The organism is Hydrogenophaga pseudoflava, from assembly GCF_031020795.1.
GTDB classification, from domain to species: Bacteria; Pseudomonadota; Gammaproteobacteria; order Burkholderiales; family Burkholderiaceae_C; genus Hydrogenophaga; species Hydrogenophaga pseudoflava_A.
Genome location: NZ_JAVHJP010000004.1, coordinates 439925 through 455182 on the forward strand (window position 1 = coordinate 439925; position 15258 = coordinate 455182).

A 15258-nucleotide genomic window follows, 5' to 3' on the forward strand; every position below is an offset into this window, starting at 1 on the left:
GCACGAAGAATGGGCATCAGCACACGACCACCGACCCGGAACCGAATGACCGCTCACTTCAACCAGCCCCAGGGGGGCAACGAGATGCCCCGTTTTGCGGGGCGGGGCACCATGCTGAGGCTGCCCGCCGCCGAATCGCCCGAGGGGCTGGACGCCGCCTTCATCGGCGTGCCGCTGGACATCGGCACCTCGCTGCGCGCCGGCACCCGTTTTGGTCCGCGCAGCATCCGCAACGAGTCGGTGATGATCCGGCCCTACAACATGGCCACCGGCGCCGCACCGTTCGATGGCCTGCAGGTGGCCGACCTCGGCGATGTGCCCATCAACACCTACAACCTGCTCGAATCGGTGCGCATCATTGAGGCGCACTACGACACGCTGCTGCCGCACAAGGTGGTGCCGCTGACGCTGGGCGGTGACCACACCATCACGCTGCCCATCCTGCGCTCGCTGGCCAAGAAGCACGGCCCGGTGGGGCTGGTCCATGTGGACGCCCACACCGACACCAACGACCACATGTTCGGCGAGAAGATCGCCCACGGCACCACCTTCCGCCGCGCGGTGGAAGAGGGCCTGCTGGACTGCAAACGCGTGGTGCAGATCGGCCAGCGCGCCCAGGGCTACACCAGCGCCGACTTCCAGTGGGGCGTGGACCAGGGCTTCCGCCTGTTCACCGCCGAACAGTGCTGGTACCGCCCGCTGGCCCCGCTGATGGACGAGGTGCGCCAGACCATGGGCGACGGCCCGGTGTACCTGAGCTTCGACATCGACGGCATCGACCCCGCCTGGGCACCCGGCACCGGCACGCCCGAGGTCGGTGGCCTGACCAGCATCCAGGGCCTGGAGATCGTGCGCGGCTGCCGCGGCCTGAACCTCATCGGCGGCGACCTGGTCGAGGTCTCGCCTCCTTACGACCAGAGCGGCAACACCGCCCAGCTGGCCGCCAACCTGCTCTACGAAATGTTGTGCGTGCTGCCCCGCGTGCCCGTGCGCTGATTCCAGAAAGCTGCTCATGACGACCACCACGTTCCCCCAGCCGCAGGACGCCGCCCAGGTGCCGCGTTTCGCCGGCCTGTCCACCTTCATGCGCCTGCCCATGGTCGAGCCCGACCGGCTGGACACGGTCGACATCGGCCTGATCGGCATCCCCTGGGACGCCGGCACCACCAACCGCGCCGGCGCCCGCCACGGCCCACGCGAGGTGCGCAACCAGTCGGCGCTGATGCGCAAGGTGCACCACGTCAGCCGCATCGCGCCGTACGACCTGGCGCGCGTGGCCGACCTGGGCGATGTGGCCCTGCCGCCCATGGACCTGATGCTGGGCCTGGACCTGATCGAAGCCTTCTACCGCCGGGTGCACGCGGCCGGTGTGCGCCCGCTGTCGGTGGGCGGGGACCACCTGGTCACGCTGCCGGTGTTCCGCGGCATCGCCCGCCAGGGCGCGGTCGGCATGGTGCATTTCGACGCCCATTCAGACACCAACGACAGCTACTTCGGCGGCCAGCGCTACACCCACGGCACGCCGTTCCGCCGCGCGGTGGAAGAGGGCCTGCTGGACCCGACGCGCACGGTGCAGATCGGTGTGCGCGGCTCGGTCTACGACCCGGCCGACCTCGACTTCGCCAAGGCGGTGGGCATCCGCGTGGTGCAGATGGAAGAGGTGGCGGCCCGCAGCAACGAAGACCTGCTGGCCGAAGCGCGCAGCATTGTCGGCGTCGCGCCGACCTACATCAGCTTCGATGTCGACTGCCTGGACCCGTGTTACGCGCCCGGCACCGGCACGCCCGAGATCGGCGGCATGACGACCTTGCAGGCGCAGCACCTGGTGCGCGGCCTGCAGGGCCTGAACCTGGTGGGCGCCGACGTGGTGGAGGTCAGCCCGCCCTTCGACGTGGGCGGCGTGACTTCGCTGGTGGGCGCGACCATGACCTTTGAACTGCTGTGCCTGCTGGCCGATGCGCACGCCCGGCTCGGCCGCCTGCCTGCAGCCAGCGTGGGGGCCGCCGCATGAAACTCGACCTGTTCCGTTCCCTCTGGGGCTGGCAGGGCGACTGGGCGACCTGCGCCGCCGAGGTGCGCCGCATGGGGGCCGTGGGCGTGGAGGCGCGGCTGCCCGGCGACCCCTTCGCCCAGCGCGCACTGCGCCAGAGCCTGCAGCAGGAGGGGCTGGACTACATCGCCGTGGTGTTCACCGGCGGCGACGTGGTGCCGCGCCAGGACTGGACGCTGCAACAGCACTGGGACCGCCTGCAAGCCAGCATCGGCGGCGCGCAGGCCGTGGGCGCGCGCTTCCTGAACGTGCTGCCCGGCAACGACCGCTGGCCGCTGGCGAAACAGGTCGAGTTCTTCGGCCGCGCGCAGGCCCTGGCGGATGCGGCCGGCGCGGTGTGCAGCTTCGAGGTCCACCGTGCCACCTCGCTCTACAGCCCCTGGGTCGCGCTGGAGGTGATTGCCCAGCTGCCGCAGCTGCGCTTCACCGCCGACATCAGCCACTGGGTGGTGGTGTGCGAGCGCCTGCTGGACGACCCGGCCGACGACCTCACGCCCTTCATCGAACGGGTGCACCACATCCAGGCCCGTGTGGGCTACGACCAGGGGCCGCAGGTGCCGCACCCGGCCGCGCCCGAATACGCCCACGCGCTGACCTTTCACCGCCGCGTGTGGGAACGCATCTGGGCCGCGCAGAGCGCCCGCGGCCAGGCGGTGACCACGCTCACGCCCGAGTTCGGCCCCGACGGCTACACGCACCTGCTGCCCTTCACCCAGGCGCCGGTGGCCGACACCTGGGGCCTGAACCAGTGGATGGCCCGCGCCGAGGCCGAGCACTTCGCCCAGTGGTCCGCCGCCCAGGCCCAACCTGTGTCCCTCGCTGACTGAACCCACGCCAAAACGCCATGCCCAGCACCACCGCCAACTTCGAATCGCTGCCCATCATCGACATCCGCGGCCTGTTCAGCCCCGATCTGGCCGAGCGCCAGGCCGTGGCCGACCAGCTCGGCCATGCGGCCCGCCACGTCGGCTTCTTCTACGTCAAGGGCCATGGCATTCCGGCCGAACAGATCGCCGGCCTGCGCCGCGCCGCGCAGCAGCTGTTCGCCCAGGACCTGGACTGGAAGATGCGCCACCACATCGGCCTGGGCCGCGGCCACAAGGGCTTCGTGCCCGAGGGCGAAGAGATTTATGGCACCGGCAAGCCCGACCACAAGGAGGCCTGGGACATCGGCTTCGAGGCCGCCGACGACCACCCCTTCGTGTTGGCCGGCCAGCCGCTGATCGGTGGCAACAAGTGGCCCGATCTGCCGGGCTTCCGCGAGGCGGTGGCGGCCTACTACGACAGCATCTTCGCGCTCGGCCGCACGCTGCTGCACGGCTTCGCGCTGGCACTGGGCCAGCCCGAGGACGCACTGGACCGCTACGTGACCTGTCCGCCGTCCAAGCTGCGCCTGATTCACTACCCGGTGGACCCGGCGGCCGAAGACACGCCCGGCATCGGCGCCCACACCGACTACGAGTGCTTCACCCTGCTGCTGGCCGACCAGGCCGGGCTGGAGGTGCTCAACGACCAGGGCCGCTGGGTCGATGCGCCGCCGCTGAGCATCGACGGCGAAGAGCTGTACGTCATCAATGTCGGCGACATGCTGGAGGTCATGACCGCCGGCGCCTTCGTCGCCACCACGCACCGCGTGCGCAAGGTGCGGCACGAGCGTTATTCCTTCCCGCTGTTCTTCGCCTGCGACTACGCCACCCGCATCGCGCCGCTGCCGGCCTTCGACCCCACGGGCGAGAAGGCCGCGCAGTACGCGCCCATCGCCATCGGCGAACACATGTGGAGCATGGCGCTGCAGACCTACCGCTACCTGCGCGAGAAGGTGGCCAAGGGCGAACTGCAGCTGCCGGCCAATGCGCGCGGCACCACCAGCTTCGGCCAGTTCAAGACGCTGGACCCGACCCCGGCGGAGCCCGCCACGACGCCCTGAAACCCAGTCCTGTTTGTTTCCCCGTGCCTTGCCCTTCCTTGTCCGTTCCTTTTCTCTCAGGAGTCTTGCCATGTCCCCACTGACCACTTCCTTCTCCCGCACCGCCCTGGCCGCCCTGGTGGGCCTCGGCTGCCTCGCCGGCGCCCAGGCGCAGACCATGGCCCCTGGCGTGCTCAAAGTCGGCCTTGAAGCCACGTACCCGCCCTTCGAGTCCTACGACGGCGACAAGATCGTCGGCTTCGACCCCGACCTGACCGCGCTGCTGACGCGCGAGATGAAGCTCAAGCCCGCACTGACCGACACCAAGTTCGTCAATCTGATCCCCGGCCTGGCCGCCGGCCAGCACGACGCCGTGGTCTCGGGCCTGTACATCACACCCGAGCGCCTGGCCCAGGCCGACGCCATTCCCTACGCCAGCTCGGGCGCGCTGATCATGGTCGCCAAGGACAGCAAAGTGGCGCCCAAGACCGAGAAGGACCTGTGCGGCCTCAAGGTCGGCCTGCAGGCCGGCACCTCCTGGGTCAAGCTGCTCAAGACCCTGTCGGACGACTACTGCAAGAGCGCCAACAAGGGCGCCATCACGGTGATGGAATTCCCCACCGCGCCCGAGGTGTCGCAGGCCATCATGTCCCGCAACGTCGACGCCCAGCTGGAGATCGCTGGCGCCGCCAAGATGATCGTGGAGAAGACCAAGGGCCGCGTGACCATCAGCTCGCCCGACCTGGTCTACCCGCAGACCCTGGGCATCTACGTCAAGAAGGGCAACACCGCGCTCAAACAGTCGTTCGAGACGGCGATGGCCGCGATCCGCAAGACCGGCGAATACGACGCGCTGGTCAAGAAGTACGAGCTCACGCCCGTCAAGTAAGCCGACGCCGCCCACGCCACAAGGACGCCGCCCATGGAACTGGACTGGACCTATTTCTTCTCGCTCTTTTCCATGGGGGCGTTCTACCGCGCCAGCGCGATGGTGATCGCGCTCGGCTCGCTGTCCTGGCTGCTCGGCCTGGTGCTGGGCTTCGGCCTGGCCCAGGCCGAAAGCTCGCGCCACGGCTGGCTGCGCTGGCCGGCCAAGGCCTATGTGTGGTTCTTCCGCAGCGTGCCGCTGCTGGTGCTGCTGGTCTTCGTCTACAACCTGCCGCAGATCTTTCCCGCCACCGGGGTGGTGCTGGGCATTCCCTTTCTGGCGGGCCTGACCGGCATGGTGATGACCGAGGCCGCCTACATGGCCGAAATCCACCGCGGTGGCCTGCTGTCGGTGGCCAGGGGCCAGCGCGAGGCCGGCCACGCCCTGGGCCTGGGCTGGTTCGCCACGCAGACGCGCATCGTGCTGCCTCAGGCCTTCCGCATCGCGCTGCCCTCGCTCATCAACGAGTTCGTCACCATCATCAAGCTCACCTCGCTGGTGTCGGTGATCTCGCTGCCCGAGCTGCTGCTGACCGGGCAGCGCCTGTACACGCAGAACTTCCTCATCCTCGAAACCCTGCTGGCGGTGGCGGTGTATTACGTGGCCATCGTCACCGTGTTCGGCGCGGTGCTCAACGCGCTGGAGCGCCGGCTGGACCTGCAGCGCCGCACGCCCGCGCCGGTGGACGAAGCGGGCCTGGCCCGGCTGCGCGCCGGCCTGCCCGAAGCGCCGGTGGTGACGCCGGCCGAGCGCGGGCCCGGCGCGCCGCCCGCGCTGGACCTCATGGCCATCCACAAGGCCTACGGCGGCCACGCCGTGCTCAAGGGGGTGAACCTGCGGGTCGGTGCCGGCGATGTGATCTCGGTGATCGGCCCCTCCGGCTCGGGCAAGACCTCGCTCATCCGCACCGTCAACGCACTCGAAAGCCTGGACCAGGGCGAGATCGTGCTGTTTGGCGAGAGCTACCTGCTCGGCGCCGCCCCGCAGGACGCCACACGCGTGCGCCAGGGCATCCGCCGCATCGGCATGGTGTTCCAGGGTTTCAACCTGTTCCCGCACCTGACAGTGCTGCAGAACATCCTGCTCGCGCCCGGCCTGCACGGCCAGGGCGACGCCACCAGCCGCCTGCACACCGCGCAGCGCCTGCTCGACAAGGTGGGCCTGCTGGCGCACCTGCACAAGTACCCGCACCAGCTCTCGGGCGGGCAGCAGCAGCGCGTGGCCATCGCCCGCGCCCTGGCCCTGCGGCCCGACGTGATGCTGTTCGACGAACCCACCTCCGCGCTCGACCCCGAGCTGGTGGGCGAAGTGCTCAAGGTGATCCGCGACCTGGCGGAAGAGGGCATGACCATGCTCATCGTCACGCACGAGATGGAGTTCGCGCTGCAGATCTCCGACCGCGTGGTGTTCATGGAAAACGGCCAGCTGCTGCTGGATGCGCCGCCCGAGCGCCTGCAGCGGCCGGACGCCGGCGACGAGCCGGCGCTGGCCCGCGTGCGCCGTTTCATGGGCCTGGACAGCAGCCCCGCCGTTGCGGCCTGACCTTCACGGAGACTTCATGACCCACACCCCCGAGGCCGACGAGGCCACCCTGCGCCGCGACCTGGCAGCGGCCTACCGCCTGGCCGCCCGTTTCGGCTGGGACGACACGCTCTACACCCACTTCTCGGCCCGGCTGCCTGACGGCAAGAAGGGCCAGCAGCGCTTCCTGCTCAATCCCTTCGGTCTCATGTTCAAGGAAGTCCGCGCCAGCGACCTGATCGTGGTGAACCTCGAAGGGAAAGTGGTGCAGGGCGACGCCGCCATGAACCCGGCCGGCTTCACCATCCACAGCGCGGTGCACACCGCGCGCGACGACGCGCACTGCGTCATCCACACCCACACCGTGCCCGGCATGGCGGTGGCTGCGTGTGAACAGGGCCTGCTGCAGCTCAACCAGATCTCGGCCGAGTTCCACCAGTCCGTGGGTGTGCACCCCTACGAAGGCGTGGCCTTCAACCTGGAAGAGCGCAGCCGCATCCAGGCCGCGCTGGCCGACAACATGGCGCTCATCCTGCGGCACCACGGCCTGCTCAGCGTCGGGCCCACCGTGGCCGACGCCTTCTGCATCATGTACTACCTCAACAAGGCCTGCGAGATCCAGCTCGCCGCCGCGCAACTGGCCAGCATCGCCGGGCCGGTCACGCGCATACCGCCCGCGCTCAGCACCCATGTGCGCAAACAGTTCCGCGGCGTGGAACACGAGCGCCAGCTGGTCTGGGCCGCGTGGCTGCGCGACCTGGACCGCAGCGAACCGGACTACCGCCTGTGAATGACGCCGCGCCGACCTTGCTGCTGTGCAGCGAGACCGACGACCTCTCGGGCCTGTGTGGCGAGTTCGAGCGCGCCGCCGCGCGGGACTGCCCCGGCCTGCGTGTGCGGTGCTGGACGCCGGACACCCCGACCACCGAACTGCAAAGCGTGGTCGCCATCGCGGGCTGGTTTGTGCCCATGGGTCTGCCTGCGCGCCTGCTGCGCCTGCGGCTGCTGGCCTCCATCGGAGCCGGGGTGGAACACCTGTTGCGCGACCCGCACCTGCCCCCCGATGTGCCAGTCACCCGCATCGTCGACCCGGCGCAGGCGCGCGGCATGGCCGGGTACGTGCTGTGGGCGGCCTTGCACTTTCACCGCGACCTCGATCACGTGCTGGCACAGCAGGTGCGCCGCGAATGGCGCATGCCGTCGCAGCGCCCGGTCAGCGCCTACCGCGTCGGCGTCATGGGCCTGGGCGCCATGGGCGCCGAGGTGGCCCGCACCCTGGCCGCCCATGGTTTCGACGTGCACGGCTGGGCGCGCAGGCCCGCTGCGCTGGACGGCGTGACGACCTGGGCCGGGCCGCAAGCGATGCGCCCCTTCCTGGCGGAACTGGACATGGTGGTCTCGCTGCTGCCGCTCACACCCGAGACGTGGGGTCTGTTCGACGCCAACTGGTTCGCCACCCTCAAACCCGGCGCCGTCTTTGTCAACTGCGGCCGCGGCGAACAACTGGTGGTGCCGGCGCTGTTGGATGCCCTGCGCAGCGGCCACCTGCGCGGCGCGGTGCTGGATGTGTTTGAACACGAACCCTTGCCGGCCGACGACCCGCTGTGGGCCGAGCCCGGCGTGGTCATCACCCCGCACATGGCCTCGTCCGCGTCCGCCGATGTGATCGCGGGGCAGATCGTGGCCGACGCGGCGCGGGTGCTGGTCGGGCAGGCGCCGCTGCACGCTGTAGATCGTCAGCGCGGCTACTGAGCATCCAACGCCGGGCGCAGCGGACGAATTCTTTGGCCGAGCGCCGGCGCGGGCGTTTGCAACGGATTGAGTGACGGTTGTGCAGCGATAGCCGTCTTTCGCGGCCGCGAACTGGCTTCACGGTGTCGACCCGGAGGCGTCATTCGCGACAGAGCGAAAAGCATGATGTGTTAACAGGCCCTAGTTGGAGTATCCACTCTGGGGTTTCGCAGGAGCCGAGCCATCATCGCTCTCAACGCTCTTAATCAGCATAGATGCTGTCCCTTGTTTGGCCTCGACTTTGGTGTAGGGCGATCCGACTCCCCATCCGGTCGGGGTTTCATTCGGCGCTACAGCAATGATGAACAGCTGCGTTGCGTTGGCAGTCATGTAGCCGACCAGGTTTTCCGAAGGAAAGGTCACGCTGATCGAGTCCACCTCCGTACCCAAAAAGCTGACCTTCGGTCCCAATTGAATAGTTCCGCTGGCAGGATTGGAAATCGCACCCAAGACGTTGTTGCAGGCTGGGTCGGAGTATGCGGTCGAATCGGAGAAGGTAGCGTTCACAGAAGTCGCCGTCGCCTTCTCAAAATTGTTCGTGACCCGTTTAAAGTAGGTCTTGCCGTCATTGCCCTTATAGGAAAAGCAGGCTGACCTCCAGGATCCGACATACCCATCGGCAGGGTCACTTGAGCCCCCACCGCAAGCGGCTAGGATCGTGAGCCCAGTCGTAGCAATAAGCGTTTTGAACAATCGATTCATGAAGCCTCCCTTTGAAAAAAATACCAAACAGTAGGCGGCATGTATGAGCCACACGCGTCTGAAATTAGTCTTGCAAAGTATTCTATTCACTCTTTAGTTGGGTTCGCGGGCATGGTCGATCCCATCAGCACATCAGCGTCAGGCCCGGCGCCATCGCACCTGTCTGAACACTTCGGTTTCCTTGCACGACGACACACGAGAGATGCACTGACAGTCAAAGCAGAAGGTTTGGAAGGGGCCAAGCTTGCATTTGAGTTTCTCGGAAAGATCGCCGTGCAGGAGTTGATGACAAACCCCAGCGTGAACACAACCATCAACGGATTTGAGCGGTTTGTGGATCGACAGGCGATTGACAATGACTTGCCCCCTGTAGACGTACCAATCAAAAGTGGAAGTCCGGGTGACCTGTCATCCCTACCAAATCAGCAATTCATCGACGCGCCCAGAACCCATGGCTCCCCCCCTCCTGCACCTCGCCATTCCGCAACTCCCAAGCGGAGACCTGCAACGCACGGCCGACTTCTTCCGTGACCGGCTGGGTTTCACGGACTTCAAGCTGTTTCCCGAGCACGGGCACCTCATCGTCCGGCGCGGATCGGCAGAGATCCACTTCTGGTTGGCCGCGTCGGAAGACGAGGCGCGGCACCATGGAAGTGCCAGCAGTTGCTACATCAGGGTTCAGCACGTCGAGCAGTTGCACCATGAGCTGGTGCAACTGCAAGCGCCATTTCGCTATGGCCTGACGCGCCAGCCCTGGGGCATGCACGAGATGCAGGTGGACGACCCTTTTGGCAACGCCATCCGCTTTGGTGAAGAGCTCAGCGACTGAGCCAATGACGCTCTTCCGCCCGATCATGTGGGCGCCCCATGAGCCTCGAATGGAGTGACAGCCAGGACACGATCAACCGGCACGAGTTGCAGAACCTCTACCGCCTGGCCCCGCTGGGTGACAAGTCGGCCGAACTGTTGCAGACGGTGTTCACGATTTGACGACCAGGCCGCGGCCATCGCGCGCGGCCACCTGGGCGAGGTCTGAGGCAGTCCGGCGGCGCCGGGTGGCCTCACTGCACGATTTCGTCCGCCGGCCCGCGGTGCGCGTCGGGTTTGGCTGTGGCGGCGCTGCCGGCGGCGGCGCTCATCACCAGCACGATGGCCAGCCACTGCAGGCCTGTCAGATGCTCGTCGAGCACCAGCACGCCCATCAGTGCCGCCACGGCCGGCTCCATGCTGGCCATGACGCCGAAGGCCGCCGGCGTGAGGCGCTTGAGGGCGACCATCTCCAGTGAGATCGGCACCGCGCTGGACACGGCGGCCACGCCCAGGCCGAACAGCAGGATCTCCGGCTGCAGCAGCGCGCTGCCCGCGTGCCAGACGCCGAAGGGCACCACCGTGACCGCGGCCATGGTCAGGCCCAGCGCGACCGAGTGACCGGCGTGCAGGTGGCCGACCTTCTTGCCGAACAGGATGTAGGCGGCCCAGAACACGGCCGCGCCCAGGCCGAACATCACGCCCACCGGGTCCAGGCTGGTCACGTCGTGGCCCAGCGGCAGCAGCAGGCCCAGGCCCACGATGGCGAAGGCGATCCAGAGGTAGTCGATGGCCCGGCGCGAGGTGAAGAAGGCCACGGCCAGCGGGCCGCTGAACTCGATGGCCACCGCGACGCCAAACGGAATCGTCTGGATCGACTGGTAGAACATCAGGTTCATGCAGCCCAGTGCCATGCCGTAGCGCACCAGGCTTTTCGCGTCGGCGCGCGTGGTGGTCCAGCGCCAGGGGCGCCAGATCAGCAGCAGGATCAGGGCCGAGAAACCCACGCGCAGCGCTGTGGTGCCCAGCGCGCCGACCTGCGGGAACAGCTGCTTGCCGAACGAGGTGCCGATGCCCAGGGCCACGACCGAGCCGAGCACGGCCAGCAGGGGCACTGCCTGTGCCCAGCGGTTCGAACTCACGTTGCGATCAGACCAGGGGAATGGTGAAGCGCTCGATGACCGGCTGCGTGTCCGGCCGCACGCCACGCCACCACTCGAAGGCCTCGGCCGCCTGTTCCACCAGCATGCCCACGCCGTCGGCCAGCTGCGTCACGCCCGTGGCCTGCGCCTGCTTCAGGAAGGGCGTGAGGCCCTTGCCATAGACCAGGTCGTAGGCCAGGGCGCCGGGCGCGAACACGCCCGCAGGCAGCGGCAGTTCGTCTTTCGACAGGCCGGTGGAGGTGGCGTTGAGCACCACGTCGAAGGCCTCGCCCGCGAGTTCGTCGTAGCCGCCGGCCTGCAGCGCCGCGTGGGCTGCGAAGTCGGCCTTGAGGCCGTGGGCCTTGGCGGCGGTGCGGTTGGCCACCGCGATCACGGCGGGCTTCTGCGCCGCAATCGGCAGGATGGCGCCGCGCGTGGCACCGCCGGCCCCGCAGATCAGCACACGCTTGCCCGTGAGCGACACGCCGAGGTTGCGCTGGATGTCGTTCACCAGGCCCAAGCCGTCGAAGTTCTGCGCGTAGATCCGGCCGCCCTCGAACTTGAGCGCGTTGACCGCGCCGGCCAGGCGGGCCGACTCCATCGGGTCGGTGGCGATCTCGAAGGCCTGCAGCTTGAACGGGATGGTGACGTTCATGCCTTTGCCGCCGTTGGCGATGAAGGCCTCGACCGTGGCCTTGAAGCCGTCGAGCGGTCCCTCGATGGCGGTGTACTCGATGTCCTGGCCGGTGGCCTGCGCGAAGGCGCTGTGGATCAAGGGGGACTTGCTGTGGCCAATGGGGTGGCCGATGACGGCGTAGCGGTCGGTCATGGTGCGGGACACGGGAGGAAACAGGGGGCTTTGGAGAGGCAGCCTGCGATTGTCGCGCATGGGGACTACCATGCCCCGATGACCAAGACCCTCAAGATCGATTTCGTCTCCGACGTGTCCTGCCCCTGGTGCGCCATAGGCCTGGCCGGCCTGGAGCGCGCGCTGGAACGTGTGCAACCCGACATCGCGGCCGAGCTGCACTTCCAGCCCTTCGAACTCAACCCGCAGATGGGCCCGGAGGGCGAAGACGTGGGCGACCACCTGACGAAGAAGTACGGCAGCACACCCGAGCAGCAGGCGCAGATCCGCGAGACCATCCGCCAGCGTGGCGCGACGGCCGGCTTCACTTTCAACAAGGACGGCCGCGGCCGCATCTGGAACACCTTCGACGCGCACCGCCTGCTCACCTGGGCCGAGGCCGAAGGCGCGCCGGGCCAGCAGCTGGCGCTCAAGCGGGCGCTGATGGAAGCCCACCACGGCCGCGCCGAAAGCCCCTCCGACCCGGCGGTGCTGCTGGCAGCGGTGCAGCAGGCCGGGCTGGACGTGGACCGGGCGCAGCGGGTGCTGGCCAGCGACGAGTTCAGCGACGAGGTGCGCGAGCGCGAGCAGTTCTACACCGGCCACGGCATCCATTCGGTGCCGGCCGTGATCGTCAACGACCGGCACCTGATTTCGGGTGGGCAGCCGGCCGAGGCCTACGAGCAGGCGCTGCGGCAGATCGCTGCGGGGTGAGGCCCGGACCCGGGCAGCAGCCGTGACCCGGGCACGGCGCGGCGGTGATTCGTTGTCTAATTTGCAACAAATTGCCGCACCATGCCCGCCGAAAGTTCCGCCTTCCTGCTGACCGAACCTCCCGACGAGGCCCTTTCGCACCACCCCGTCTCGCTGGGCTGGAGCGGCACGAGCAGCTTCCTGCTCGGCGTCCTGGTCATCCTGTGCATGGTGGTGCTTTATGTGCAGGTGTCGTCCCTGGCGGATGGTGCGCCCAGCCGGGCGCGGCACGGCCTGTACACCGACGAGCGGGCCGAGCTCGACATCACCGAAGTCGCCAGGTTGCCCCAGGGCGCATTTGCCTCGGCGCCGGACCAGGTGTCCCGGGGCTTCACCCGGGCCGCCCAGTGGTTCCGTCTGGAGACGCCGCCCGACCTGGCCGGCGAGGCGGTGGTGGTGGTGCAGCCGAGCTATCTCGACGACGTGCGGGTGTACACGCCCGATCCCGGGCAGGTGACCGGCTGGCGCCTGCACCAGCTGGGCGACCGCCACCCCGCGCCGGAGCGCTCCCGGATGGACCTGGGGTTCTCGGTGGCCTTCAAGCCCCAGGCGGGCGAGGTGGTGTTCGTGCGGGTGAGGACGCTCAATGCCCACAACATCCGCGTGCGGGTGCTTGAGCCGTCGGTCTCCGACCGGGAGAACGCGGCCCTGCTGGTGGGCTTTGGCGTGTACTGCGGGGCGGTTCTCGTGCTGACGGCGGCGGCGGCGGTCGCGGCACTGGCTTACCGCGACCGCCACTGGGCGGCGAATGCGGCGTTCCAGCTGGCCACGCTGGGGGCCATGGTGTTCTTCTTCGGTCTGGGCGGGCAGTTCCTGCTGCCGGACGACCCCCTGCTGGCCGACCAGCTGGCGAGCTGGTTCGGCTTTGCCCAGTATTTCACCGGTGCCCTCTTTTACCGGCAGCTGTTCCGCGAACATGGTGCGCCCGGCTGGCTGCTGCACCTGCAGTCGTTGCTGCTGCTGTTCCTGCCCCTGCAGATCCTGCTGACCATCGGCGGCCGCTTCGACCTGGCGATGCAGGCCAGCAACCTGATCCTGCCGCTGGCGGTGCTGGCCAGCGGGCTCGCGGTGGTGTTCGTGCGCAGCGACGACGTGGTGCTGCTGAACCTGCTGCGCATCAACACCATCAGCACCACGATGTTCTTCGTCCTGGCCTACGCGACCCACCGGGGCCTGATCGAAGCCCGCTTCCTGCACCTCTACCCGGGTGTGTTCATCAGCCTGGTGACGGCGGTGGTGCTGCACCTGACCCTGTTGCGCCGACGCGAGCTGCTGGGCCGGGAGCAGGAGGGGACGCAGCGCACGCTGGCGCTGGTGCGCCAGCAGGTGCAGTTCGAGCGGCGTCGCCGGCAGGAGGATGGGCGCTTCCTGGGCATGCTGATGCACGAGATGCGCTCGCCGTTGTCGGTGATTGCGGTGGCCACGGGTGCACTGGAACGCAAGCTCGGCGCAGAGGGTGGGGGACACGGCCTGGGCAAGTCCGCCGAGCGCGACTTGCGGCGCATCGGCACGTCCGTCGGCCAGATGCGCAGCGTGCTGAAGCAGGTGCAGGCGGTCAGCGAGCTGGAGCACCACATGGGGGGCCACGACTCGTCGGAGAGGCCCGGGTTTGTGCAGGACCGCTGCGAGGCCAGTGCCCTGGTGGGGCGCCTGCGGGCCCTGCTGGCGCAGGAGCCGCGGATGGACACCTCGGACCTGGTGCCCCGTGCCTCCGGGCGGCTGGTGCGCGGGTCCGCCCCACTGGTGGAGATGATGGTCCGCAACCTGGTGGACAACGCCCTGAAGTATTCGCCGCCGGAGTCCACCGTGCGCTGCTCGTGCGAGCTGCGCATCGGTGTCCACGATGAGGTCGGCCTGACGATACGGGTGACCAACCGGCTTGGGCCGGTGGGGGCTCCCGACCCGGCGCGGCTGTTCGGAAAGTACTACCGCGCGCCCCTGGCCCACCAGCATTCCGGCTCGGGACTGGGCCTGTACTGGGTGCGTGGCACGGCGCGCCTGTGCGGCGGTGACGTCGAGTTCGAGCAGAAGGACGATGACGTGAGCTTTGGTCTGGTGCTGACCTTTGTCGGAGAGAACGAATGACCCGGTTGTGGGATGTGCTGGTGTGCGAGGACTTTGTTGATCTGCGCGAGGCGCTGGTCGACTACCTGGAAGAGACGGGCCAGTGGCGCGTCCGCGCAGCGGGCAACGGTGCCGTGCTGCGGCAATTGCTCGTGGAGCGGGTGCCGCAGGTGCTGCTGCTGGATGTGGGCCTGCCACACGAGTCGGGCATCGACATCGCACGCTGGTTGCGCTCGACCTATCCCGAGGTGGGCATCGTGATGCTGTCGGGCCGCTACTCCGCGGCCGACCGGCTGGCCGGCTGGCGGGCCGGCGCCGATGCGTACCTGCTCAAGCCGGCCGAGATGGAGGAGGTCGAGCTGGCGCTCAAGGCCGTGGTCCAGCGCGCCCGACGCACGCCCGATGCCGCGGAGACCGCGGTGCGCTTCAACCGCCGCCAGGGCACGCTGACCGGCACCAGCGGCCAGGTGCACCGGCTGGCGCCGCGCGAGGCGGCGCTGTTGCAGGTGCTGGCGCAGTCGCCGGGGGCCATCGTGGAAGTGCACACCCTGCGGCGGCTGCTCTGGACCGAGGAAGACGCCGAGACCGACGTGAACAACGCGCTGTTCTCCCTGGTGCGCCGTTTGCGCCGCAAGCTGGAGGCCTGCGGACTGGACGAGTCCGCCATTTCCGTGATGCGCGGGCGCGGCTACCGGTTCAGTGCGGTCCTGGCCATCGATTCCTGATCCGCCCTGCGGCGTGGCGAGA

General features: G+C 68.3%; 16 protein-coding genes. 13 read left to right on the forward strand and 3 right to left on the reverse strand.

The window, feature by feature from the left end; all coding sequences use genetic code 11:
- Positions 1-45 precede the first annotated feature (45 nt).
- The 8 genes from speB (RCO38_RS15675) to RCO38_RS15710 all read left to right on the forward strand — a co-directional run bounded on the left by speB (RCO38_RS15675) (position 46) and on the right by RCO38_RS15710 (position 8157).
- Positions 46-996, forward strand: a complete 951-nt coding sequence (speB, locus tag RCO38_RS15675; protein ID WP_308329276.1) for an agmatinase — start codon at positions 46-48, stop codon at positions 994-996.
- Positions 997-1012: 16 nt separating this feature from the next.
- A complete protein-coding gene (speB, locus tag RCO38_RS15680; RefSeq protein WP_308329277.1) occupies positions 1013-2011 on the forward strand; it encodes an agmatinase in 999 nt (332 codons plus the stop codon).
- The gene (locus RCO38_RS15685) at positions 2008-2877 is read left to right on the forward strand and encodes a sugar phosphate isomerase/epimerase family protein (protein ID WP_308329278.1); all 870 of its coding nucleotides are present in this window, start codon (positions 2008-2010) and stop codon (positions 2875-2877) included. Before speB (RCO38_RS15680) ends, RCO38_RS15685 begins: the two co-directional genes overlap by 4 nt.
- Before the next feature lie 17 nt (positions 2878-2894).
- Complete coding sequence (locus RCO38_RS15690; RefSeq protein WP_308329279.1) at positions 2895-3977, forward strand: isopenicillin N synthase family dioxygenase; 1083 nt, start codon at positions 2895-2897, stop codon at positions 3975-3977.
- A 70-nt stretch (positions 3978-4047) separates the two neighbouring features.
- Positions 4048-4845, forward strand: coding sequence for an ABC transporter substrate-binding protein (locus RCO38_RS15695; protein WP_308329280.1), 798 nt, complete (start codon positions 4048-4050; stop codon positions 4843-4845).
- Between the two features lie 33 nt (positions 4846-4878).
- On the forward strand, positions 4879-6426 hold the full coding sequence (locus RCO38_RS15700; protein ID WP_308329281.1) for an amino acid ABC transporter permease/ATP-binding protein: 1548 nt from the start codon (positions 4879-4881) through the stop codon (positions 6424-6426).
- Between the two features lie 16 nt (positions 6427-6442).
- The gene (locus RCO38_RS15705) at positions 6443-7195 is read left to right on the forward strand and encodes a class II aldolase/adducin family protein (RefSeq protein ID WP_308329282.1); all 753 of its coding nucleotides are present in this window, start codon (positions 6443-6445) and stop codon (positions 7193-7195) included.
- Entirely contained in the window at positions 7192-8157 is a 966-nt protein-coding gene (locus RCO38_RS15710; RefSeq protein ID WP_308329283.1) for a 2-hydroxyacid dehydrogenase, read from the forward strand. The genes RCO38_RS15705 and RCO38_RS15710 overlap by 4 nt, the downstream gene beginning before the upstream one ends.
- Positions 8158-8337: 180 nt before the next feature.
- Here the strand turns inward: RCO38_RS15710 and RCO38_RS15715 are convergent, their stop codons facing one another.
- Positions 8338-8898, reverse strand: coding sequence for a hypothetical protein (locus RCO38_RS15715; RefSeq protein WP_308329284.1), 561 nt, complete (start codon positions 8896-8898; stop codon positions 8338-8340).
- Between the two features lie 451 nt (positions 8899-9349).
- Here RCO38_RS15715 and RCO38_RS15720 point away from each other — a divergent pair, with 451 nt between their 5' ends.
- Positions 9350-9727, forward strand: coding sequence for a bleomycin resistance protein (locus RCO38_RS15720; protein ID WP_308329285.1), 378 nt, complete (start codon positions 9350-9352; stop codon positions 9725-9727).
- Between the two features lie 38 nt (positions 9728-9765).
- Positions 9766-9888, forward strand: a complete 123-nt coding sequence (locus RCO38_RS15725) for a hypothetical protein (protein ID WP_308329286.1) — start codon at positions 9766-9768, stop codon at positions 9886-9888.
- A 71-nt stretch (positions 9889-9959) separates the two neighbouring features.
- Here RCO38_RS15725 and RCO38_RS15730 read toward each other — a convergent pair whose 3' ends face one another.
- Together RCO38_RS15730 and aroE are read right to left on the reverse strand one after the other, a co-directional pair.
- Complete coding sequence (locus tag RCO38_RS15730; protein ID WP_308329287.1) at positions 9960-10847, reverse strand: EamA family transporter; 888 nt, start codon at positions 10845-10847, stop codon at positions 9960-9962.
- A gap of 7 nt (positions 10848-10854) precedes the next feature.
- Positions 10855-11676: a shikimate dehydrogenase gene (gene aroE / locus RCO38_RS15735; protein ID WP_308329288.1), complete on the reverse strand. Its 822-nt coding sequence runs from the start codon at positions 11674-11676 to the stop codon at positions 10855-10857.
- Between the two features lie 78 nt (positions 11677-11754).
- On the opposite strand from aroE, the gene RCO38_RS15740 reads away from it, so the two are divergent.
- The 3 genes from RCO38_RS15740 (at position 11755) to RCO38_RS15750 (ending at position 15236) form a co-directional block, all read left to right on the forward strand.
- The gene (locus RCO38_RS15740) at positions 11755-12408 is read left to right on the forward strand and encodes a DsbA family oxidoreductase (RefSeq protein WP_308329289.1); all 654 of its coding nucleotides are present in this window, start codon (positions 11755-11757) and stop codon (positions 12406-12408) included.
- A gap of 81 nt (positions 12409-12489) precedes the next feature.
- The gene (locus RCO38_RS15745; protein ID WP_308329290.1) at positions 12490-14532 is read left to right on the forward strand and encodes a sensor histidine kinase; all 2043 of its coding nucleotides are present in this window, start codon (positions 12490-12492) and stop codon (positions 14530-14532) included.
- Positions 14529-15236, forward strand: a complete 708-nt coding sequence (locus RCO38_RS15750) for a response regulator transcription factor (RefSeq protein ID WP_308329291.1) — start codon at positions 14529-14531, stop codon at positions 15234-15236. Before RCO38_RS15745 ends, RCO38_RS15750 begins: the two co-directional genes overlap by 4 nt.
- Positions 15237-15258 lie beyond the last annotated feature (22 nt).